The 23,007-nt window shown below is 61.1% G+C and carries 21 protein-coding genes; 19 read left to right on the plus strand and 2 right to left on the minus strand.

The window, feature by feature from the left end; all coding sequences use genetic code 11:
- Positions 1 to 231: 231 nt before the first annotated feature.
- Together TU79_RS00005 and TU79_RS00010 are read right to left on the minus strand one after the other, a co-directional pair.
- A complete protein-coding gene (locus tag TU79_RS00005) occupies positions 232 to 1,452 on the minus strand; it encodes a CaiB/BaiF CoA transferase family protein (RefSeq protein WP_057006155.1) in 1,221 nt (406 codons plus the stop codon).
- A 13-nt stretch (positions 1,453 to 1,465) separates the two neighbouring features.
- Positions 1,466 to 2,647, minus strand: coding sequence for an acyl-CoA dehydrogenase (locus TU79_RS00010; RefSeq protein ID WP_057006156.1), 1,182 nt, complete (start codon positions 2,645 to 2,647; stop codon positions 1,466 to 1,468).
- Between the two features lie 157 nt (positions 2,648 to 2,804).
- On the opposite strand from TU79_RS00010, the gene TU79_RS00015 reads away from it, so the two are divergent.
- From TU79_RS00015 to TU79_RS00100, 19 genes are all read left to right on the plus strand, one after another.
- Positions 2,805 to 3,704, plus strand: a complete 900-nt coding sequence (locus tag TU79_RS00015) for a LysR family transcriptional regulator (RefSeq protein ID WP_057006157.1) — start codon at positions 2,805 to 2,807, stop codon at positions 3,702 to 3,704.
- Positions 3,705 to 4,155: 451 nt separating this feature from the next.
- The gene (locus tag TU79_RS00020; protein WP_057006158.1) at positions 4,156 to 5,277 is read left to right on the plus strand and encodes a Re/Si-specific NAD(P)(+) transhydrogenase subunit alpha; all 1,122 of its coding nucleotides are present in this window, start codon (positions 4,156 to 4,158) and stop codon (positions 5,275 to 5,277) included.
- 15 nt (positions 5,278 to 5,292) lie between these two features.
- Positions 5,293 to 5,613: an NAD(P) transhydrogenase subunit alpha part 2 gene (locus TU79_RS00025; RefSeq protein WP_025854291.1), complete on the plus strand. Its 321-nt coding sequence runs from the start codon at positions 5,293 to 5,295 to the stop codon at positions 5,611 to 5,613.
- A complete protein-coding gene (locus TU79_RS00030; RefSeq protein WP_057006159.1) occupies positions 5,613 to 7,049 on the plus strand; it encodes an NAD(P)(+) transhydrogenase (Re/Si-specific) subunit beta in 1,437 nt (478 codons plus the stop codon). The genes TU79_RS00025 and TU79_RS00030 overlap by 1 nt, the downstream gene beginning before the upstream one ends.
- A 178-nt stretch (positions 7,050 to 7,227) precedes the next feature.
- Complete coding sequence (gene scpC / locus TU79_RS00035) at positions 7,228 to 8,721, plus strand: succinyl-CoA:acetate CoA-transferase ScpC (protein ID WP_057006160.1); 1,494 nt, start codon at positions 7,228 to 7,230, stop codon at positions 8,719 to 8,721.
- 318 nt (positions 8,722 to 9,039) lie between these two features.
- Complete coding sequence (locus TU79_RS00040; RefSeq protein WP_003233780.1) at positions 9,040 to 9,255, plus strand: DUF1127 domain-containing protein; 216 nt, start codon at positions 9,040 to 9,042, stop codon at positions 9,253 to 9,255.
- Between the two features lie 337 nt (positions 9,256 to 9,592).
- Positions 9,593 to 9,913, plus strand: coding sequence for a DUF2388 domain-containing protein (locus TU79_RS00045; protein WP_057006161.1), 321 nt, complete (start codon positions 9,593 to 9,595; stop codon positions 9,911 to 9,913).
- 109 nt (positions 9,914 to 10,022) lie between these two features.
- Positions 10,023 to 10,373, plus strand: coding sequence for a DUF2388 domain-containing protein (locus TU79_RS24875; protein WP_069665335.1), 351 nt, complete (start codon positions 10,023 to 10,025; stop codon positions 10,371 to 10,373).
- Positions 10,358 to 10,678: a DUF2388 domain-containing protein gene (locus TU79_RS00050; protein WP_057006162.1), complete on the plus strand. Its 321-nt coding sequence runs from the start codon at positions 10,358 to 10,360 to the stop codon at positions 10,676 to 10,678. The genes TU79_RS24875 and TU79_RS00050 overlap by 16 nt, the downstream gene beginning before the upstream one ends.
- Complete coding sequence (locus TU79_RS00055; protein ID WP_057006163.1) at positions 10,675 to 12,636, plus strand: DUF7844 domain-containing protein; 1,962 nt, start codon at positions 10,675 to 10,677, stop codon at positions 12,634 to 12,636. The genes TU79_RS00050 and TU79_RS00055 overlap by 4 nt, the downstream gene beginning before the upstream one ends.
- Positions 12,637 to 12,901: 265 nt before the next feature.
- A complete protein-coding gene (locus tag TU79_RS00060; protein WP_003233770.1) occupies positions 12,902 to 14,209 on the plus strand; it encodes a CitMHS family transporter in 1,308 nt (435 codons plus the stop codon).
- Positions 14,210 to 14,273: 64 nt separating this feature from the next.
- Positions 14,274 to 15,041: a TerC family protein gene (locus TU79_RS00065; protein WP_057006164.1), complete on the plus strand. Its 768-nt coding sequence runs from the start codon at positions 14,274 to 14,276 to the stop codon at positions 15,039 to 15,041.
- Between the two features lie 196 nt (positions 15,042 to 15,237).
- Complete coding sequence (locus tag TU79_RS00070) at positions 15,238 to 16,896, plus strand: Na/Pi cotransporter family protein (RefSeq protein WP_057006165.1); 1,659 nt, start codon at positions 15,238 to 15,240, stop codon at positions 16,894 to 16,896.
- 57 nt (positions 16,897 to 16,953) lie between these two features.
- The gene (locus tag TU79_RS00075; protein ID WP_057006166.1) at positions 16,954 to 18,339 is read left to right on the plus strand and encodes a M16 family metallopeptidase; all 1,386 of its coding nucleotides are present in this window, start codon (positions 16,954 to 16,956) and stop codon (positions 18,337 to 18,339) included.
- A 70-nt stretch (positions 18,340 to 18,409) separates the two neighbouring features.
- A complete protein-coding gene (locus TU79_RS00080) occupies positions 18,410 to 19,441 on the plus strand; it encodes a DUF5924 family protein (RefSeq protein ID WP_057006167.1) in 1,032 nt (343 codons plus the stop codon).
- A gap of 52 nt (positions 19,442 to 19,493) precedes the next feature.
- Positions 19,494 to 20,642 (plus strand): ABC transporter permease, encoded by a 1,149-nt coding sequence (locus TU79_RS00085; protein WP_057006168.1) that lies wholly within the window; start codon positions 19,494 to 19,496, stop codon positions 20,640 to 20,642.
- On the plus strand, positions 20,639 to 21,442 hold the full coding sequence (locus TU79_RS00090; protein WP_057006169.1) for an ABC transporter ATP-binding protein: 804 nt from the start codon (positions 20,639 to 20,641) through the stop codon (positions 21,440 to 21,442). The genes TU79_RS00085 and TU79_RS00090 overlap by 4 nt, the downstream gene beginning before the upstream one ends.
- 1 nt (position 21,443) lies before the next feature.
- Positions 21,444 to 22,382 carry an MlaD family protein gene (locus tag TU79_RS00095; protein WP_057006170.1) on the plus strand — a complete coding sequence of 313 codons (939 nt, stop codon included), beginning with the start codon at positions 21,444 to 21,446 and terminating at the stop codon, positions 22,380 to 22,382.
- Complete coding sequence (locus tag TU79_RS00100; RefSeq protein ID WP_057006171.1) at positions 22,379 to 22,990, plus strand: ABC-type transport auxiliary lipoprotein family protein; 612 nt, start codon at positions 22,379 to 22,381, stop codon at positions 22,988 to 22,990. Before TU79_RS00095 ends, TU79_RS00100 begins: the two co-directional genes overlap by 4 nt.
- Positions 22,991 to 23,007: the final 17 nt, after the last annotated feature.

Here is a 23,007-nt window from a genome sequence, read left to right on the forward strand (position 1 = left end):
CACCGCACTATCAACTTCTTCCAGGCTTCGATGAACTGAAGCAACTCGCTGTCGAATCTTGCATAACTACTTGTTTACCAAGGAGTTTTCCGTTTCGACTGCGCCGGAAGTGGGGCGAATTATAGACGTCCAGGATTTGCCGTCAACCCCTAAGTTTGTATTCCCTATGAATTAGTTAGGATTGCTTAAAAAACCATCAACAACCTGCTCCTTCTATATAGAAGAGCTGAATCAAATAACTCCAACCGCCCTCAGAGTCGCGATTTTCTCAGGCGTCAGCCCCAATAACGTCTGCAGCACCTGGGCCGTATGCTCACCTAATAGAGGAGGCGCGCTACGATATTCAACAGGCGTCTTGGACAGCCGCATCGGGCTCGCTACCTGCGGCACCCTCCCCGCCAATACGTGAGGCAGCTCCATCGCCAGGCCACGCGCTTTCACCTGCGGATCGGCAAACACCTGCGCAAGATCATTGATCGGCCCACACGGCACACCGACCCGCTCCAGCAATGACACCCACTCGGCTGTCGTTTTGAAAACAGTGACCTGGCGAATCAGCGGGATCAACAGCGCTCGATTAGCTACCCGCATCTGGTTAGTGGCGAAACGCGCATCATCGGCCCACTCATTCTGCCCTGCTGCTTCAGCAAACTTGCGAAACTGCCCGTCATTACCGACAGTCAGGATGAAATCGCCGTCGGCAGTGGGGAAATCCTGATACGGCACGATGTTCGGATGAGCATTACCCAGGCGTTTAGGCGAAACACCTGTGGTCAGGTAATTCATCGCCTGGTTGGCCAGGCAAGCCACCTGCACATCCAGTAACGCCATATCGATATGTTGCCCCCCACCGTCGTGGTCGCGGTGCGCCAGCGCTGCCAGGATCGCCACGCTTGAGTAAAGGCCCGTCAGAATGTCCGTCAACGCCACCCCAACCTTCACCGGCCCCGCCCCCTCATCATCCTCCGGCCGGCCGGTCAGGCTCATGAGCCCACCCAACCCCTGGATCATGAAGTCATAGCCCGCGCGCGACGCATACGGCCCCGTCTGACCAAACCCCGTAATCGAGCAATAAATCAGCTCCGGGTTGATCGCCTTGAGCGACTCATAGTCCAGCCCATACGCGGCGAGGCCACCCACCTTGAAATTCTCGATCAGAATGTCGGACTTGGCCGCCAGCTCACGCACCAGCTTCTGCCCCTCCGGCCGGGTGAAGTCGATGGTCACCGACTCCTTATTGCGGTTAGCCGACAGGTAATACGCCGCCTCACTCGTATTCTCGCCGTAGGCGTCCTTAAGGAACGGAGGCCCCCATGCGCGAGTGTCGTCACCTTTGCCCGGTCGCTCGACCTTGATCACCTCAGCCCCAAGGTCCGCAAGAATCTGCCCGGCCCAAGGGCCTGCGAGCACCCGCGATAAATCCAGTACCCGTAAATGCGAAAGCGCACCCATGCCCACGCTCCTGTTAATAGAAAGCCTGGAGACCGGTTTGCGCACGCCCCAGAATCAAGGCATGCACATCGTGGGTGCCTTCATAGGTGTTGACCACCTCAAGATTGACAAGGTGACGCGCCACCCCGAACTCATCGGAGATCCCGTTGCCGCCCAACATATCCCGTGCCATGCGCGCGATATCCAGAGACTTGCCGCACGAGTTGCGCTTCATGATCGAAGTAATCTCGACAGCAGCCGTCCCCTCATCTTTCATACGCCCCAGACGCAAGCAGCCTTGCAAGGCCAGAGTGATTTCGGTCTGCATGTCGGCCAGCTTCTTCTGGATCAACTGAGTGGCGGCCAATGGTCGCCCGAACTGCTGACGATCAAGGGTGTATTGGCGAGCGGTGTGCCAGCAGAATTCTGCAGCACCCAGCGCGCCCCAGGAGATTCCGTAGCGCGCCGAATTGAGGCATGTGAAAGGCCCTTTCAAACCGCGCACGTCGGGGAAAATATTCTCTTCCGGTACAAATACGTTTTCCATCACGATCTCACCGGTGATGGACGCACGAAGGCCGACCTTGCCATGAATCGCCGGAGCACTCAGGCCCTTCCAGCCTTTCTCCAATACAAATCCACGGATGTCACCGGCATCGTCCTTGCCCCACACCACGAATACATCCGCGATCGGGCTATTGGTGATCCACATCTTGGCGCCGGTCAGGCTGTAGCCGCCTTCCACTTTGCGTGCACGGGTAATCATCGCGCCTGGGTCGGAACCATGGTCAGGTTCCGTCAGGCCAAAACAGCCGATCCACTCGCCGGACGCCAGCTTCGGCAGGTACTTCTGTTTCTGCGCCTCTGTGCCGAACTCATTGATCGGCACCATGACCAGTGACGATTGCACACTCATCATCGAGCGATAACCCGAATCGACACGCTCCACTTCGCGAGCAATCAACCCGTAGCTGACGTAATTCAAACCACTGCCACCGTACTGTTCGGGAATCATTGCACCGAGCAGTCCGGTTTCGCCCATTTCACGGAAGATGGCAGGGTCGGTCTTTTCATGACGGAAAGCTTCAAGAACCCGCGGCGCCAGCTTGTCCTGCGCGAATTGCTCGGCCGTGTCGCGCACCATGCGCTCCTCTTCGGTGAGCTGTTGATCCAGCAGCAGCGGATCGATCCAGTTGAAGCTTGCCTTGCCAGCCATGAATAAGTCCTCGGTGAGAGATTCAGAAGTCGTGCATGCAGCGTAGGTCGGGCAAGAGGAGACGGCAAACGAGGTTTCCGCATAGCCTTGTGATAATTTGTCACTTCGTAATACTCAAGATCGCCGCAGACGCGCCTTTGACGTGAGAGGACGGTACATGCGCAGAAAAATTCCCAGCACCACCGCCCTCGTGAGTTTCGAAGCCGCGGCCCGTCACGAGAGCTTTACCAAGGCGGCCCACGAGCTTTCCATTACCCAGGGCGCCATTTGTCGACAGATTGCGAGCCTTGAGGAGTTTTTGAGTGTCGAGCTGTTTCGTCGCTCGCGACGTGGCGTCAAACTCACCGAAGCGGGGTTGTCCTACAGCCGCAGAGTGGCCACGCAACTGGATGCCGTGGAACGCGACACTTTGTCGGTGATGGGCCAGCAGGGCACCAATGTCATCGAGCTGGCCGTGGTGCCGACTTTTGGTACGCAATGGCTGATCCCCCGCCTCAAGGACTTTCAGCACCGGCACCCGGAAGTCACCGTCAATCTGACCAACCGCACGCGCCCCTTCCTGTTTGCCGACACTGAATTCGACGCGGCCATCTACTTTGGCGACGCCGACTGGCCCGGTACCGAATCCCACAGGTTGATGGGAGAAAACCCCGTGCCGGTCTGCAGTCCAGGACTGCTCGGCACACGCAGGCATTTCAGCCCGCAGGAGATAGCGGAACTGCCGCTGCTGCAACAGACCACGCGCCCTTATGCCTGGCGCCAGTGGTTCAACGCTCAACAGTTGAACGTACCTCGCGACATGACAGGCCCCCGTTACGAGCTGTTCTCGATGCTGTCCCAGGCAGCCATGCATGACATGGGCATCGCCCTGATTCCACCTTTCCTTATCCAGCGAGAGCTTGAAGAACAGCGATTGGTGATCGCCAACCCTGAAGCGCTGAGCAGCACCAAAGCCTATTTCCTGATGATTCCGGAGAGAAAGGTCGGATCCGCCTCATTACACGCTTTCAGAAACTGGTTGATTGAGCAGTCAAGGCGCTACAGCCCAGGCAATTAAAGAACAGCCATAAATTACTGACCTTGTAGTCAGATAAATTAAAGCCCTACAGATATATTTATATGTCGCAATTAAACCGACTGTAGCTACCTGTCCAAAAAAGCCTGAACGCCATTGTTTCCATGAGTTTCAGCGACTCCCACTGTTCAATGCACGACGTTTCGTGGCAGCGATGAAAAAATACGCTATAAACACTGTTATCACTCTAACTAACTGAAGTTAAACAGGTTAATTCACATAGTTGCGACAATCAGTCACACGGTGACTTGTAGTTAATTATTCGTCACCCGTCATAATCCCTTGAAGGCCGTAAAGTTCGCCTGCAAAATGCCGCGCCCCGCTGTCATTTCTGCGGGATCGTGCTGATCGGCCGCCCCAGTTGCGCCACTCGCGGTGCACTGGCCTTTTTACAAAAAGATCAAAAGCAAAAAGATCATGCAGGAGATTTGACGTGCACATTGGTGTTCCTCTCGAAACCCAGACCGGTGAAACGCGGGTGGCTGCCACCCCGGAAACCATCAAGAAGCTGATCGGCCAGGGCCACAAGGTCACGGTACAAAGCGGAGCAGGCGCCAAGGCCAGCATCGTCGACAGCGCCTATGAAGTGGCGGGCGCAACCATTGGCACTGCCAACGATGCCTTTGGCGCCGAGCTGATTCTCAAGGTGGTGGCGCCCAGCGACAGCGAACTGGCGCTGATCAAAAGCGGCACCGTCCTGGTGGGCATGCTCAACCCGTTCAGCAACGAAACCATCGCCAGGCTCGCCGGGCACGGCATCACTGCCTTCGCTCTCGAAGCGGCGCCGCGTACATCACGCGCCCAAAGCCTCGACGTGCTGTCCTCCCAGGCCAACATCGCCGGTTACAAGGCCGTGTTGCTGGCCGCGCACCACTACCCGCGCTTCATGCCGATGCTGATGACTGCCGCAGGCACCGTGAAAGCGGCGCGCGTGTTGATCCTTGGTGCCGGCGTCGCGGGCCTGCAGGCCATCGCCACGGCGAAACGTCTGGGTGCAGTGATCGAAGCTTCCGACGTGCGCCCGGCAGTAAAGGAACAAATCGAGTCCCTCGGCGCCAAGTTCGTTGACGTGCCCTACGAAACCGATGAAGAACGCGAGTGCGCCGTCGGCGTCGGCGGTTACGCCCGCCCGATGCCCGCCAGCTGGATGCAGCGTCAGGCCCTGGCCGTGCATGAACGCGCCAAACAGGCCGATATCGTCATCACCACCGCTCTGATCCCCGGCCGCAAGGCGCCGACGTTGCTCAGCGCCGAGACCGTCGCGCAGATGAAGCCAGGTTCGGTGGTGATCGACCTTGCCGCCGCTCAGGGCGGCAATTGCCCACTGACCGTCGCCGATCAGGTCGTCGTGGAAAACGGCGTGATCATCTGCGGCCCGACCAACCTCGCCGGCGCCGTGGCCGCCGACGCCTCGGCCCTGTACGCGCGCAACCTGCTGGACTTCCTGAAGCTGGTCTTCACCAAGGAAGGGCAGTTTGAAATCAACCTCGAAGACGACATCGTCGCCGCGTGCCTGATGTGCCGCGACGGCCAAGTCATCCGCAAAAACGCCTAAGCAGGGATTCGGACAATGGAAGAGCTTATCTCCCCGGGTATCTACAACCTGATCATCTTTGTGCTGGCGATTTACGTCGGTTATCACGTGGTCTGGAACGTTACCCCCGCGCTGCACACGCCGTTGATGGCCGTGACCAATGCGATCTCGGCAATCGTGATCGTCGGCGCCATGCTCGCAGCCGCCCTCACGGTTACCCCGCTGGGCAAGACCATGGGCACCCTGGCCGTTGCCCTCGCGGCGGTAAATGTGTTCGGCGGTTTCCTGGTCACCCGCAGGATGCTTGAGATGTTCAAGAAGAAAGCGCCCAAGGTTAAAGAAGAGGTGCAGAAATAATGAGCATGAATCTGGTGACGACGCTCTACCTGATCGCGTCGATCTGTTTCATCCAGGCCCTCAAGGGCCTGTCACACCCCACCACGTCGCGACGTGGCAACCTGTTCGGCATGCTCGGCATGGCGCTGGCGGTGCTGACCACCGTGGGCCTCATTTATAAGCTCGGCGCAGAACTGGCAACGGCCGGCATCGGCTATGTGATCGTCGGCCTGCTGATCGGCGGCACCGCCGGCTCGATCATGGCCAAGCGCGTGGAAATGACCAAGATGCCGGAGCTGGTGGCGTTCATGCACAGCATGATTGGCCTGGCGGCGGTATTTATTGCGATTGCCGCCGTGGTCGAGCCGCAATCGCTGGGTATCGTCAAACAGCTGGGTGACGCGATTCCTGCCGGCAACCGCCTGGAGCTGTTCCTCGGCGCAGCCATCGGCGCCATCACCTTCTCCGGTTCGGTGATCGCCTTCGGCAAGCTGTCGGGCAAGTACAGGTTCCGCCTGTTCCAGGGCGCGCCGGTACAGTTCGCCGGTCAGCATAAGCTGAACCTGGTGCTCGGTCTGACAACACTGGGTCTGGGCCTGCTGTTCATGCTCACCGGCAACCTCACAGCCTTCGCGCTCATGCTGGCCCTGGCGTTTGTACTGGGCGTGCTGATCATTATCCCCATCGGCGGCGCTGACATGCCGGTGGTGGTGTCGATGCTCAACAGCTATTCCGGCTGGGCGGCGGCAGGTATCGGCTTTTCGCTGAACAACTCAATGCTGATCATCGCCGGCTCGCTGGTGGGCTCCAGCGGCGCGATCCTGTCGTACATCATGTGCAAGGCCATGAATCGCTCCTTCTTTAATGTACTGCTCGGCGGTTTCGGCAATGCGCCGGATGCCGGTGCGGCGGCAGGGTCGAAAGAAGCGCGCCCGGTGAAGTCCGGCTCGGCCGACGACGCGACCTTCCTGCTGACCAATGCCGACACCGTGATCATCGTCCCAGGCTACGGCCTGGCCGTGGCACGCGCGCAGCATGCGCTCAAGGAACTGACTGAGAAGCTCACCCACCGCGGCGTCACCGTGAAATACGCGATCCACCCCGTGGCCGGCCGTATGCCAGGGCACATGAACGTACTGCTGGCCGAGGCGGAAGTGCCTTACGACCAGGTGTTCGAGATGGAGGACATCAACTCCGAGTTCGGCCAGGCCGACGTGGTGCTGGTGTTGGGCGCAAACGACGTGGTCAACCCGGCCGCCAAGAACGACCCAAACTCGCCGATTGCCGGCATGCCAATCCTCGAGGCGTTCAAGGCCAAGACCATCATCGTCAACAAGCGCTCGATGGCCAGCGGCTATGCCGGCCTGGACAACGAACTGTTCTACCTCGACAAGACCATGATGGTCTTTGGTGATGCCAAAAAAGTCATTGAAGATATGGTGAAGGCCGTCGAATAACCTGCTCCAGCGCAACACACCAAACCCCGGCCTGTCGTAGGCTGGGGTTTTTTAATGCGCGGGTAAAACCGACCAAAGGCTCTAAATCAAGGCTTGGCATGCGACCATGGTAGCGCGCCGAAACTTTTTGAAATGACTAAACTGCGCACCTTGCCTCCGTAGCCCGAGATAACTATCCATGTACCGTGATCGTATCCGCTTGCCGTCATTGATGAACAAGGTCATGAGCGCGGCCGACGCCGCCGCACTGATCGAGGACGGCATGACCGTCGGCATGAGCGGCTTCACCCGCGCCGGCGAAGCCAAGGCCGTGCCCCACGCCCTGGCCGAACGCGCCAGAATTTCACCGCTGAAAATCACCCTGATGACCGGCGCCAGCCTGGGCAACGACCTGGACAAGCAATTGACCGAAGCCGGTGTGCTGTCCCGCCGAATGCCGTTCCAGGTCGACAGCACCCTGCGCAAGGCGATCAACGCCGGCCAAGTGATGTTCATCGATCAGCACCTGTCGGAAACCGTCGAGCAACTGCGCAACAACCAGCTCAAGTTGCCGGACATTGCCGTGATCGAAGCCATCGCCATCACCGAGCAGGGGCATATCGTGCCCACCACGTCGGTGGGCAACTCGGCCAGCTTTGCGATTTTCGCCAAGCAGGTGATCGTCGAGATCAACCTGGCGCACAACCCGAATCTGGAAGGGTTGCACGACATCTACATCCCGACTTACCGACCGACCCGCACACCAATCCCGCTGGTGAATGTCGACGATCGCATTGGCAGTACCGCGATTCCGATTCCACCGGAAAAGATAGTCGCCATCGTCATCACCAACCAGGCGGATTCGGCTTCGACCGTGACACCACCGGACAGCGACACCCAAGGCATCGCCGATCACCTGATCAACTTCCTCAAGCAGGAAGTCGACGCCGGACGCATGACCAACCGGCTCGGCCCGCTGCAGGCCGGCATCGGCAACATCGCCAACGCGGTGATGTGCGGCCTGATCGAATCGCCGTTCGAAGAACTGACCATGTATTCGGAAGTGTTGCAGGATTCGACATTCGACCTGATCGACGCCGGCAAGCTGAGCTTCGCCTCCGGCAGCTCCATCACCTTGTCGGAACGTCGCAATGCAGACGTATTCGGCAATCTGGAACACTACAAGGACAAGCTGGTACTGCGACCACAGGAGATTTCCAACCACCCTGAAGTGGTGCGGCGCCTGGGCATTATCGGTATCAACACGGCGCTGGAGTTCGACATCTACGGCAACGTCAACTCCACCCACGTTTGCGGCACGCGCATGATGAACGGCATCGGCGGCTCCGGCGACTTCGCGCGCAATGCGCATCTGGCGATCTTCGTCACCAAGTCGATTGCCAAGGATGGCGCGATTTCCAGTGTGGTGCCGATGGTCAGCCATGTGGACCACACCGAGCATGACGTCGATATCCTCGTGACCGAAGTCGGCCTGGCCGACCTGCGCGGCCTGGCGCCACGGGAACGGGCGCGGGTGATCATCGACAACTGCGTGCACCCGGCGTACCGCGATGCCCTCGACCATTACTTTGAAGCTGCCTGCGCTATCGGCGGGCATACGCCGCACATCCTGCGCGAGGCACTGAGCTGGCACATTAACCTGGAAGAAACCGGGCATATGCTCAAGGCGTGATGGATACAGATTCGAGCTGATGCAAACACAGTTTGCTCAGCTCGCGGCCAACGCCCGTACTTATGTAAAAAACTGTACTGCTGTACCGGTCTTTTCCTACCGAAACATCCTACGGCCTACCTCGAAATTACTTATTTCGCACTGTTTCAGTGCGGACAGGTACAGTTGCCCCATTTCCGTACAGTACAGCGCCTTTAAACAGTTAACTGGGCCCTCACAATACAGGTGAACTGTATCTGGAGAGTCTTGCGCCCGAGGAGGATCATTGGCACCAGTTAAACCACTACCTAATCCCGCCATAAGCGGAAGGATGCAATCATGGAACGTACACTCAGTTCCGAACTGTTCTTCGAAGAAAAAGCTGTAAACAACCAGGCTTCCATGCCTTTGCGCGTTCTCGCCAACCTGATGTTGTGGCAGCGCCGCATCTCCAGCCGCCATCAACTGGCTCGCCTGGATTCGCGTCTGCTGGCTGACGCCGGTATCAGCGAAGCTCAACGCTACGAAGAGCTGAGCAAGCCGTTCTGGCGCTGATTGGCGCTCGCTGGCCCTGACCTTCCGGGTCCAACGCCAGCAATCTGATTTGTCAAAACAAAGCCCGCCCCGGGAGACCGGAGGCGGGCTTTGTTGTATTCGGCGTTTGGATTTGAAAGTGATTGACCTCGAAATCAGTACAGTTTTAATAAACCTGTAAAGCACCAGTACAATTCAAGCAGCGATATAAAATTACCCGCACACTCAAGCCGCAGCCTAATATTCCGCTACTACGTGGCGAACCGTGCAGAGCTGACGTCAGATTGTTCAATGGCAACATCGCCCACAGCGCAGATGTCCTGCGCCACCTTGATTGTTCATCCACAGGAGTTACACCATGTCCCGTCTTCGCCTGTTGAGCGCTGCCACGCTTCTCGTTGTGGCCGCCAATGCTCACGCCAGCAGCTTTATCGTCACCACTGACTCCATCGTCGGCGCACTGAAAGCCACGTCCGACGCAACCTCCGATGCCACGTCCTCCCTGCGCGACAACAAGGTCGTACGCGCCGCCCGTGACGACGCCGCCAGTTTTGTGGCCAGTGAAGGCGCCATCCGTGGCGTGAAGCTGGAGAGCGCCCTGGCGCAGATCCGCCAACAGGCGCCGCAGCTCAATACCGCAACCGATGCACAGTTGGCCCAGGCGATCCTGGCCATCTGATAACTGCGGTGTAGGAAAAGGGAGCGCCAGCCGCTCCCAAACGCCGCTGCGCTGGCTCTCGCCGAGGCATTGCGCTAGCCTTGGCGCTCGTTTTCATGCGTCGAGTCCCATGGCTTTTTCTTACCGCCTGTTCACTGTTGCCGCGTTGATGTGCGCTGGCTGGTCACCGTTGGCTTCGGCCTTTGACGTGACCGTGCAGAGCACCGTCGTCAGCGTGTACGCCACCAGCAAGGTGACGTCAGCCCCCTTCGACAGAAAAACAGTACTGGCCGCACGGGATGATGCTGCCGCCTTTATTGCCACTGACGGCCAATGGCGGGGCGCACGCCTGGAGTCTGCGCTGGATTACCTGCGCCGCACCCGGCCAAAACTTCATGCAAGCGACCTTGAACTGGCGCAGGCAATTCTCGTCCAATCATCATCTTTATATTCTGGAGCCATTCCATGCGTAGCCCGCTGATCATCGCCGCCCTCGGCCTGCTGTTCCTGGCGGATGTCGCCCAGGCGCAAACCCTCAAGGCCACCAGTAACATCGTCGTCCGTGCCTCAGCGCGCACCATCGATTTCACCTCGGACACCACCACCTCCATCCGCGACTCCAAAGTCGTGCGTGAAGCCCACGATGATGCCGCCAGTTTCGTCGCCACCAATGGCGAGATCCGCGGCGCACAACTCGAAGCCGCCTTCGACACCCTGCGCACCCGCGTGCCCGAAGCTCGCGACGCCACTGACCAGACCCTCGCCGAAGCTATTCTCGCTCTGTGAGGCGCCTGCTCGCCTGGCTCCTGGCCGGGACGGTGCTGCTGTGTAGCGGCGCTGCCCAGGCCAGCCTGCAACTGCGGCTCAAGACCGAAGGCCTGAGCCCCGCTGAACAGCAGGCCAGCCAGGCGCTGCTTGATGAAGCAATGCGTGCCTTGCCGCCCCGATTTATCGAGCAACTGGACCGCCGCATTGATGTCGGCTGGACCGACGAGATGCCCGAAAACGCTTACGGCCAGGCCTCGCTGGTGTCCGAGCTCGACCTCAACCGCAACCTGCTCGCCAGCCTCACCGACGGCAGCGCCGCCACCCAGAAGACCCATCGCCCCCACGGCACCGTACGCCGGGAAATGCTCGCCACCGTGCTGCATGAACTGACCCACATCTATGACCGTGCGCGCCTGTGGTCCAAAGACGACCGCGCACTGATCAACCGCTGCAGCCGCCAGAACAGCATCACCGGCCTGATCGGCCTGCCCGACCAATGCCGGGGTCAGAACAACCGCCGCTTCACCCTCAGCGATGATCCACGCCTGCTGGACATCGCTGGCTGGCCGCAATATGTGGGCCGTCGCGGCGAACGCGAACAGCACAACCGCCAGATCGCGCGCAGCCCGGACCTCTACGAAACCACCAGCCCGCTGGAGTTCGTGGCGGTCAACATGGAGTACTTCCTCCTCGACCCGAGCTACGCCTGCCGTCGCCCTTCGCTGTTCCGCTATTACAAGGAACACTTCGGCTGGGCGCCCCCCCAGCAGGACGCTTGCGAAAAAACCTACGCCTTCCTCAATGCCGGCAATGACTTTGCCAAAACGCCACTGGGCCATGTCGATCCCGAACGCGTCTACGAAATCGACTACCTGCTCGCCGAAGCCAACCAGAACCTGGTCAGCCGCTGGGGCCACAGCATGTTGCGCCTGGTGATTTGCGCCCCCGGACGCCCTCGCGGCCCGGATTGCCGGCTGGACCTGGACCAGCATCTGGTGTTGTCTTACCGCGCATTCGTCGGTGACGTACAACTGTCGAGCTGGGACGGTCTGGTGGGCAAGTACCCGTCACGCCTGTTCGTGCTGCCGCTGGCCCAGGTGATTGACGAGTACACCAAGACCGAGCTGCGCGGCCTGGCCTCCGTGCCACTGAAGCTGTCGCGCCAGGAGATCAACGACACCGTCGAACACGCCGCCGAGATGCACTGGAGCTACGACGGCAACTATTTCTTCATCTCCAACAACTGCGCCGTCGAAAGCCTCAAGCTGTTGCGCAGCGGCAGTGCCAACCCGCAACTGACCGGGCTGGACAACATCACCCCCAACGGCCTGCTCGAAGTGCTGCAAGCCCGGGGTCTGGCGGACACCAGCGTACTGGACGACAAACGCAAGGCATTGCGCCTGGGTTACCACTTCGACTCGTTCCGTGAGCGCTACCAGGCGATGTTCGATGTGCTGCGCAAATACCTGCCGATCAAGCAGACCGAGGTCGAAGACTGGCTGTCGCTGAGTGCCCAGGAGCGCCGTCAATGGTTCGACCAGGCCGACCTGCGCACCAGCGCCGCGTTGCTGCTGCTGGAGCAGGCCAGCTTTCGCAGGCAGTTGATGCTGGCTCAGGACGAAGTCAAACAACGCTACCTCGGTGCCCGCGAGCTGAAGAACGGCGGCATGGAGAAGGCCAACGCAACGCTGCAACAGATCCTCGCCAACAGCGGCTTTCTCAGCCGACCGGCGGAGCTGCTTGGCAGCAGTGGTTACGGTCTGCCGCAGCCGTCGGAAGCCAAGCGTCTGGAATCGGAGAGCGCCGAACGCCAGAAACAACTGCAATCGCTGACTGGCGAGCTGGATAAAGAGGTGAGGGCGCTGCTGGAGCCGTCCCGCGCCGCCGAGATCGCCGCGTGCGAGGCGAATCTCAAGCAAGTCGGCGAGCATCTGCGCAGTCTCCATAAAGCCGCTGGCGGCCTCGAACTGCCGTAAGGCCACGCTACATAATTCAAGCAGCCTGAAATTTTTACCGTGTGTCCCCTGTTTCCCCGGCGAAAGCTGGCTGAAAGCTTACGCGTCTAGGATCGCCCTCACTGTCGGCAACAGACCGACTGTTAACAACAACAATGGTGATCCTGATGTCCGCTAGTAAACGCCTGCTTGCCCTCACTCCCCCCGTACGCCTCGTGCCTTTCGTTCTGCGCTGAGCCCAAACCGGTTCGCCATTCCCTAGCCGCGCTACGCCTGGAGTATTCCTATGCTGACTTTCCTTGGCTTTGCCATGGTCATCACGTTCATGTTCCTGATCATGACCAAGCGCCTGTCCGCGCTGATCGCCTTGATCATCGTACCGATCCTGTTCGCGCTGTTCGGCGGTTTCGCACCGAAGATCGGCCCGATGATGCTCGAAGGCATCACCAAGCTTGCGCCGACCGGCGTGATGCTGATGTTCGCCATCCTCTACTTTGCCCTGATGATCGACTCCGGCCTGTTCGACCCGGCCGTGCGCAAGATCCTCAAGATGGTCAAGGGCGACCCGCTGAAAGTGTCCGTCGGCACCGCCGTGCTGGCGTTGGTGGTGTCACTCGACGGTGACGGCGCCACCACCTACATGATCTGCGTGGCGGCCATGCTGCCGCTGTACAAGCGCATCGGCATGAGCCCTCGGATCATGGCCGGCCTGATCATCCTCGCCGGGGGCGTGATGAACATGACCCCATGGGGTGGCCCGACCGCCCGTGCCGCCAGTGCGCTGCATGTGGACCCGTCCGACATCTTCGTACCGATGATTCCGGCCATGGCCGCCGGTGTCGTGGCAATCCTGGTGATCGCCTATATGTACGGCAAGCGCGAACGCGCACGCCTGGGTGAGCTGCACCTGCAGGGTGACGACATCGACCACAGCGACATCAGCGTGTCTCAATTCCCCGACGCCCGCCGTCCCAAACTGATCTGGTTCAACGGTGCGTTGACCCTGGGCCTGATGTGCACGCTGATTGCCGGCCTGTTGCCGCTGCCGGTGCTGTTCATGGTGGCGTTCAGTATCGCCATGATCGTCAACTACCCGTGCCTGCAACAACAGAAAGACCGCGTCGCCGCCCATGCCGGCAGCGTATTGGCGGTGGTCGGGCTGATCTTCGCCGCCGGTATCTTCACCGGCATCCTGTCGGGCACCGGCATGGTCGACGCCATGTCCAAGAGCCTGCTGGCGGTCATCCCGGAGGCCTTGGGCCCGTACCTGGCGGTGATCACCGCGCTGGTGAGCATGCCGTTCACGTTCTTCATGTCCAACGACGCGTTCTACTACGGCGTACTGCCCGTACTGGCCGAAGCGGCCAGCCATTACGGCATCACCGCCGTGGAAATGGCCCGCGCCTCGATCGTTGGCCAACCAGTGCACTTGCTCAGCCCGCTGGTGCCGTCGACGTACCTGCTGGTGGCCCTGGCCGGTATCGAATTCGGCGATCACCAGCGCTTTACCCTGAAGTGGGCAGTGCTGGTGTGCCTGTGCATAATGGTTGCCGCATTGCTGATGGGGATTTTTCCGCTGTTCAGCACTCTATAATCTTACAACCCAACTGCGCCGGCCCTACGCTGGCGTGGTCTAACACACGCTCAAAGGAATACACATGGAATGGCTGACCAATCCGGAAATCTGGATTGCCTTCTTCACCCTGACGGCCCTCGAGATCGTCCTGGGCATCGATAACATCATCATGATTTCGATCCTGGTCAGTCGCATGCCCAAGCACATGCAGGCGCGCACCCGGATCTTCGGCCTGGCCCTGGCCATGGTCACGCGCATCCTGTTGCTGCTGTCGATCACCTGGGTCATGCAACTCACGGCCGACCTGTTCGTGGTGTTCGGCCAGGGTATTTCCGGTCGCGACCTGATCCTGTTCTTCGGTGGCCTGTTCCTGTTGTGGAAAAGCTCCCAGGAGATGTACCACGCCCTCGAAGGTGAAGACGAATCCCAGGACGAACCCGGTGGCAAGGGTGGCAAGTTCATCTACACCATCATCCAGATCGCGATCATCGACATCGTGTTCTCCCTGGACTCGGTGATCACCGCCGTCGGCATGGTGTCCCATGTGCCGGTGATGGTCGCGGCGATTGTGGTCGCGGTGCTGGTGATGATGCTGGCAGCCGGCACCATCAGCGCGTTCATCGACAAGCACCCGTCGCTGAAGATGCTGGCGCTGTCGTTCCTGCTGGTGGTGGGTACCGTGCTGATCGCCGAATCCTTCGACGTGCACGTGCCAAAAGGCTACGTCTACTTCGCCATGGCGTTCTCGCTGGCGGTGGAAGCGGTCAACATCAAGATGCGCACCGCCATCGCGAAAAAGAAGAAACAGCAGGACCCGGTGAAACTGCGCAAGGATGTTCCGGGTCAATAATCCCTGAGCCGCCGCTAACGCTCCCACACTGCACGTGGGAGCGTCTTTCATGACAGTTTTGTTTCAATCCTCAATATAGCTATGCGATGCTGGCGCGAAGCCCATTCGCCAACTACAGCTTGAATACAAGACGTAGAACCGCACGCGGCACCTTTCCTTTGCTTCTCATGAAGCATACCCACACGGGGGGCCGAGCATGCTGACCTTGCTCAATCTGCTTTCCGCCGTGACCCTGCTTATCTGGGGCACGCACATCGTCCGTACCGGCATTCTGCGGGTCTACGGTGCCAATTTGCGCCAAGTCATCGGGCAGAACATGTCCAGGCGCTGGCTGGCCTTCGTCGCCGGTATCCTGGTGACGGCCATGGTGCAAAGCAGCAACGCCACCGCGATGCTGGTAACGTCCTTTGTCGGTCAAGGCCTCATGGGGCTGGTGCCCGCACTGGCGACCATGCTCGGCGCCGACGTCGGTACGGCGCTGATGGCGCGGGTGCTGACCTTCGACCTGTCCTGGCTGTCACCGCTGCTGATTTTCCTCGGCGTTATCTTCTTCCTCTCACGCAAACAGACACGCGCCGGCCAGATGGGCCGCGTGAGCATCGGCCTCGGCCTGATCATCCTCGCCCTGCAATTGATCGTCGAAGCCGCCGGCCCGATCACCCATGCCCAGGGCGTCAAGGTGATCTTCGCCTCGCTCACCGGCGACATCCTGCTCGACGCCCTGATCGGCGCGCTGTTCGCGATGATTTCCTACTCCAGCCTGGCCGCCGTGCTGCTCACCGCCACCTTGGCCGGCGCCGGCGTGATCGGCCTGCACGTGGCCATCGGCCTGGTGATCGGCGCGAATATCGGCAGCGGCATACTGGCCTTCCTCAGCACCAGCATGCAGAACGCCGCCGGGCGCCAGGTGGCGCTGGGCAGCCTGCTCTACAAACTGATCGGCCTGCTGCTGATCATCCCGGTGCTCGACCCGCTGGTGCTGTGGATGGACAGCCTGGACTACAGCGCCCAAGGCATGGTCATCACCTTCCACCTGCTCTACAACGTCAGCCGTTGCCTGATCCTGCTGCCCACCATCGGCCCCATGGCGCGGCTGTGCGAGTGGTTGCTGCCGGAGCGCGAAGAGGTCAACGGCAAGGCCAAGCCGCGCCACCTGGACCCTGCCGCCCTCGCCACACCGAGCCTGGCCCTGGCCAACGCCGCGCGGGAGACCCTGCGCCTGGGTGACCTGATCGACAACATGCTCATGGCCATGCAGGAAGTGCTGCGCGGCAAACAAACCGCCATCACTCAGGAAATGCGCAGCCTCAGCGACGATGTCGAGGCGCTGTACAGCGCGATCAAGCTTTACCTGGCGCAGATGCCACGCGAAGACCTGGGTGAACACGACAGCCGCCGCTGGGCCGAAATCATCGAGCTGTCGATCAACCTGAAGCTGGCCGGCGACCTGATCGAGCGCATGCTGCGCAAGGTGCAGCAGCAGAAGACCTCGCAGCGCCGCCAGTTTTCCGAGGTCGGCCTGGAGGAGCTTTCGGGCCTGCACAGCCAGTTGATCGCCAACCTGCGCCTGGGGCTGTCGGTATTCCTGAGTGCCGACCCGGAAAGCGCCCGTCAGTTGCTGCGCGAAAAACGCCGCTTCCGCGCCCAGGAGCGCCGTCTGGCCCACGCCCACGTCAGCCGGCTGCAACACAAAGTTGTACAGAGCCTGGAGACCAGTTCCCTGCACCTGGAGCTGATTGCTGACATGAAGCGCCTCAACTCGCTGTTTTGCAGCAGCGCCTATGTCGTGCTGGAAACGTCTGACACCGGCGCACTCTCCGCCGACGATATTGCCGACATCACGCATTCACCCTGAACGGATGGTGGCCCGTGAAGTCAGTTAAAGCTGACCTCACTCGCCAGGAAGCTTGTTATGCGTCGCCTGTTGTTCGCCTGTCTGCTCATGGGTTCTGCCCATGCCTTTGCTTTTGACCGTTTGCAAGTCGAGGGCTATACCTTGCCCAACGGCCTGCAAGTGCTGCTCAAGCCAGGCACCGAACGCGGGCATGTGGCGATTCGCCTGGTGGTTGGCGTGGGCCTGGATGATTTCAGTTGCGAGCAAAAAGAGCTGCCGCACCTGCTCGAACACCTGCTGTTCAGCGGCATCGACGGCAGCGGCGAAGGTGATCTCGAAGACCGCATGCAAGCCCTGGGCGGCGAGTGGAACGCCTACACCAGCAATGCCGACACCACCTTCGTAATCGAGGCCCCGGCGCAAAACCAGCGCAAGGTGCTGGACCTGCTGCTGGCCATCCTTACCCGCACCGAACTGACCGACGCCAATATCAATGCCGCCAAACGCGTCGTCGAGCGCGAGGACGGCGGGCATTACTCGCACCTGCAGCGCCTGCTCGACCGCCAGGACCTGGGCCACACCGCCAGCAATCAACTGGCGGTCGAGCTGGGCCTCAAGTGCGCCGAACGCGCCGAGGTCGGTCAACTCACGCGCGATCAATTGGAGGCGCTGCGCAAAAACTGGTACGCCCCCAACAACATGACCCTGATCATCGTCGGCGACCTCGACAAACTGCTGCCGGCCTACCTTGAGCGCACCTACGGCGAACTCGACCCGGTCGAGCCGACCGACCACCTGGCCCTGCCCGACATCCAGCACGCCGCCGCTCATCGTCGCGACCTGATGCGCGGCTGGGTCGGCGACGGCGCCAAGCTGCACTGGCTGTTTCCCGAGCCAATGCTGGACGATCAGCATGACGAAACCTACGACCTGCTCAAGGATTACCTCGACTGGGCGCTGTACCGCGAACTGCGCCTCAGGCACGGTTTATCCTACGGCCCCTGGAGTGAGCGCGAAGTACTCGGCGGTGTCGGCTTCCTCAGCCTGAATGCCGATCTTGAACGCGAAGACCTCCCCGAGGCCGAACAGGTGCTGCACGACCTCACAGCCAGGCTGCTCAAGGACGGCCTCGACCCGGCCGCCTTCGCCCGCCTGCAACAGGCCGCCGTCGCCCGCCAGGCCTGGGCCGTGCAGGGCAACAGCGCCCTGGCCGACTATTATTGGAGCGCGTCCGGCGAGTACGCCAACGGGCGCTTCAGCGACCCGGTCAAGCGCATCAAGGCGGTCAGCCTGGAACAGACCAACCAGGCCATGCGCCAGGTGCTCAAGCAACCGGGCTACTGGCGCATCGAAAAACCGCTGCTCAGCTACGAGGCCCTGAACTGGATCGGCGCCGGCGTGCTCGGGCTGATCGCGATTGTGTTGATCGGCGTGCGCGGTTATCGCAAACGGATCGCGCAGTGAGCCACCGCACACGCGTACCGAGACGCTATTCTGTCCGGGATCTTTTCCTACACCTACTGCGAATCGCCGAATGCCAAACCTGAGTCACGTAATCCAGCGCATCCTCGAACTGATGAAGCGCTACCCAGGGGTGATCGCACTCGGCGGCTTCATCTCGGGCGTGGGCAGCTTCATTCTGGTGGACCGCCAGCAGGGCATGGCCAGCTGGATCGCGGTGATCATGCTGGTGAGCTGGCTGTGGCTGATGCTGGAAAACAGTTTTACCCAACTGTTCGCCAAGCTGTTCAAGCGGGAAATCCCCGAACCGCTGTTGCGCTATGCCACCCAGATGATTCACCAGGAAAGCCTGTTTTTCGTGCTGCCGTTTTTCTTCGTCACCACCGCCTGGAACAGCGGCCAATCGGTGTTCACCGGCCTGCTGGGCGCGGCGGCGCTGGTGTCGATCATCGACCCGCTGTACTACAAATGGCTGGCGCCCAAGCGCTCGCTGTTTCTGGCCCTGCACACCCTGACACTGTTTGCCGCGCTGCTCACCGCGCTGCCGATCATCCTGCACCTGACCACCGCCGAGAGTTACAAGCTGGCGCTCGGCGTGGCCATGGCGCTGTCGATCCCAAGCCTGGCGTTGAGCCTGCCGCTGCGCAGCCTCAGGGGCTGGGCGATGCTGCTGGGGGTTACGGCTGCCATCGGCTGCGCCGGCTGGTTCCTGCGCAGCTGGGTGCCGCCCGCCACGCTGTGGATGACCGAAGTGGCCATCAGCACGCAAATGCAGGATCGCACGCCCGGCGACGACCTCAAGGAAGTCAACGCCGCCCAGTTGCGCAGCGGCGGGCTTTACGCCTACACCGCCATCAATGCGCCGCGCGGGCTGGATGAGCGGATCTACCATGTGTGGAAATACAACGGGAAAGAAGTCGACCGCATCGCCCTCGATATCCACGGCGGGCGCAAGGAAGGCTACCGCGCCTGGACCCACAAACAGAACTTCCCCGGCGACGCCGCAGGGCGCTGGCAGGTACAGGTGCTCACCGAAGACGGGCAGGTGATCGGCGTGCTGCGCTTCAAAGTGACGGACACCGCACAAACGGACAACCCAACGTAGACGGTAGTGTGCTATTACGTAGCCATTGCGAAATAGCACAAGCTCGGAGCTTATGACCAGCAGTCCCACGCCCGGCGCAGCCCACCTCGATACGTCCATCTCGCCGCCACAGTTGCGGATTACGGGGGACTGGACGCTGGCCCACTACGCAAGCCTGCGCAAACTGTCAGCCAGGCTCGACGGCCAGTACGACGCCGCCGCGCGCATCGACCTCAACGGCCTCGGCGCGCTGGACACTGCCGGCGCGTCGCTGCTCGTGGAGTTGCTCGGCCCCACCCGCATCGAGCAATCGGCCGAACAGACCGATTGCAGTTTGTCCGCCGCCGACCGCGCGCTGCTCAAGACCGTCTACCGTTCCCTCAACGATTTCTGCGTGCCCGATAAAGGCCCGGAAGAGGCCACCGGCATCCAGTTGCTGGCGCGCATCGGCCGGGCGGTGGACACCGTGTGGCAGGACAGCAAACAGCTGCTGGGCTTTATCGGCCTGATCCTTGAAACCTTCGCCCGCGGCATCCTGCGCCCCAAACGCTGGCGCCTCACGCCGATGGTCGCGCACCTGGAGCAGGTCGGCCTCGACGCGGCGCCCATTGTCGCCCTGCTGACCTTCCTGGTGGGCGCAGTGGTGGCGTTTCTGGGTGCCACGGTGCTCAAGAGCTTCGGCGCGACGATTTTCACCGTGGACCTGGTGGCGTTCTCTTTTCTGCGTGAATTCGGCGTATTGCTCACCGCCATCCTGATCGCCGGCCGCACGGCCAGCGCCTTTACTGCGCAGATCGGCTCGATGAAGGCCAACGAAGAGATCGACGCCATCCGCACCCTGGGCCTGGATCCGATGGAGCTGCTGGTGTTGCCGCGCGTCATGGCGCTGCTGGTGGCGCTGCCGATGCTGACGTTTCTGGCGATGCTGTCGGGCATTGTCGGCGGTGGCGTGGTGTGTGCCGTGGCCCTGGATATTTCGCCGGCGATGTTTCTGTCGCTGCTGCAATCGGACATCGGCGTGCAACATTTTCTGGTGGGCCTGGTGAAGGCGCCGGTGTTCGCGTTTCTGATCGCGGCCATTGGCTGCCTGGAAGGTTTCAAGGTCAGCGGCAGTGCCGAGTCGGTGGGTGCCCACACCACCTCCAGCGTGGTGCAGTCGATTTTCGTGGTGATCGTGCTGGATGCGGTCGCAGCGCTGTTCTTTATGGAGATGGGTTGGTGAGTCGTCCACTGCGTGCACCCGCCGAGGCGGTGATTGAAGTGCGTGGCCTGTGCAATCGTTTTGGCAGCCAACGCGTGCACGAGAACCTCGACCTGGATGTATACAAAGGCGAAATTCTCGCCGTGGTCGGCGGCTCCGGCAGCGGCAAGTCGGTGCTGCTGCGCAGCATCGTCGGCCTGCGCCGGCCCAGCGCCGGCCAGGTGCGTGTGTTCGGCCAGAACCTGCCGAACCTGCCCGAGCACGAACGCTCCCTGGTGGAACGCCGCTTTGGCGTGCTGTTTCAGAAGGGCGCGCTGTTCTCGTCACTCACCGTCACCGAGAACGTCGCCCTGCCGCTGATCGAACACGCCGGCCTCAGCCGCGCCGACGCCGAGCACCTGGCGGCGGTCAAGCTGGCCCTGGCTGGCTTGCCGCTGTCGGCCGCCGACAAATACCCGGCATCGCTGTCCGGCGGCATGATCAAGCGCGCGGCCCTGGCCCGTGCCCTGGCACTGGACCCGGATATCCTGTTTCTCGACGAACCCACCGCCGGCCTTGACCCGATTGGCGCTGCGCAATTCGACCAACTGATCCTGACCCTGCGCGACGCGCTGGGCCTGAGCGTGTTTCTGGTCACACACGACCTGGACACGCTGTACACCATCACCGACCGCGTGGCGGTGCTGGCGCAGAAGAAAGTGCTGGTGGCCGACGCCATCGATGTCGTCTCGGAAACCGACGACCCCTGGATTCACGAGTATTTCCACGGCCCACGGGGCCGCGCGGCATTGGATGCCGCTCAACCGCTCAACGAGGTATGACATGGAAACCCGCGCCCATCATGTGATGATTGGTCTGTTCAGCGTGATCGTGGTGGTCGGCGCAATGCTGTTTGGCCTGTGGCTGGCCAAATCCAGCGTCGACAGCGCCTTCCAGGATTACGAAGTGATCTTCAACGAAGCGGTCAGCGGCCTGTCCCAGGGCAGTTCGGTGCAGTACAGCGGGATCAAGGTGGGCGACGTCACCAGCCTGCGCCTGGACCCCAAAGACCCGCGCCGCGTACTGGCGCGCATCCGCCTGGCCGGGCAGACGCCGATCAAGGAAGACACCCAGGCCAAGCTCGCGCTGACCGGCATCACCGGCACCTCAATCATCCAGCTCAGCGGTGGCACACCCCAAAGCCCCGAACTCCAGGGCAAGGACGGCGAGCTGCCGCAGATCATCGCCTCACCGTCGCCCATCGCGCGACTGCTCAATAACAGCAATGACTTGATGACCGGCATCAACCTGCTGCTGCACAACGCCAACAATATGTTTTCGTCGCAGAACGTCGACCGCCTGAGCAAGACCCTCGACAACCTGCAGCAAACCACTGGCGCCATTGCCGACCAGCGCGGCGATATCAAGGTGGTGATGCAACAACTGATGCAGGTAAGCAAGCAGGCCACCGCTGCACTCGAGCAGACCACCGTGCTGATGCGCAGCGCCAATGGCTTGCTCAACGATCAGGGCAGACAGGCGTTCGGCAGCGCCGAGCAGGCGATGAAATCCCTGCAACAAAGCACCGCCACCATCAATACCTTGCTCACCACTAACAAGGATTCGGTGAACAGCGGCATGCAGGGCCTCAACGAACTGGCGCCAGCCGTGCGCGAGCTGCGCGAAACCCTCGCGTCGCTGCGCGCCATTTCCCGGCGCCTGGAAGCCAACCCCAGCGGCTACCTGCTGGGCAGCGACAAGAACAAGGAGTTCACGCCATGAAGCGTGCTTGCCAACTGATCGTTCCACTGGCCCTGGCACTTCTAAGCGCGTGCTCGATCCTGCCCAAGGCCGACCCGTCGGACGTGTACCGCCTCACGGCGACGCCCGCCGCCACACAAGGCACCCCATTGAGCTGGTCGCTGCGCGTGACCAAGCCCCAGACCAGCGAGTTCCTCGACAGCCCGCGCATTGCCGTGGTGCCCAATGGCAACCTGATCAGCAGCTATGCCCACGCGCGCTGGAGCGACCCGGCGCCGGTGCTGCTGCGCAATCGCCTGCTGGACGGGTTCCAGCGCGACGCCCGGGTGACGCTACTGAGCACCGACGAGACCAACCTGCAGGCCGACTATGAACTGGGCGGACAGTTGCAGGCGTTCCAGAGCGAATACCAGGGCAGTGCGGTGCAGGTGGTGATTCGGTTGGATGCGCGGTTGGTGCGGGGCAGTGATCAGCGGATTATTGCCAGCCGCCGGTTTGAGGTAAGGCAGCCGGTGGCAGATACCAAGGTGCCGGCGGTGGTGGCAGCGTTTGGATTGGCGGCGGATCAGTTGAATAAGCAGGTGGTGGATTGGGTGGTTGAGCAGGGCAGTAGAGCAACGAATCGCTGAGGGCCTCATCGGGAGCA

The organism is Pseudomonas trivialis, assembly GCF_001439805.1.
GTDB lineage: Bacteria > Pseudomonadota > Gammaproteobacteria > Pseudomonadales > Pseudomonadaceae > Aquipseudomonas > Aquipseudomonas trivialis.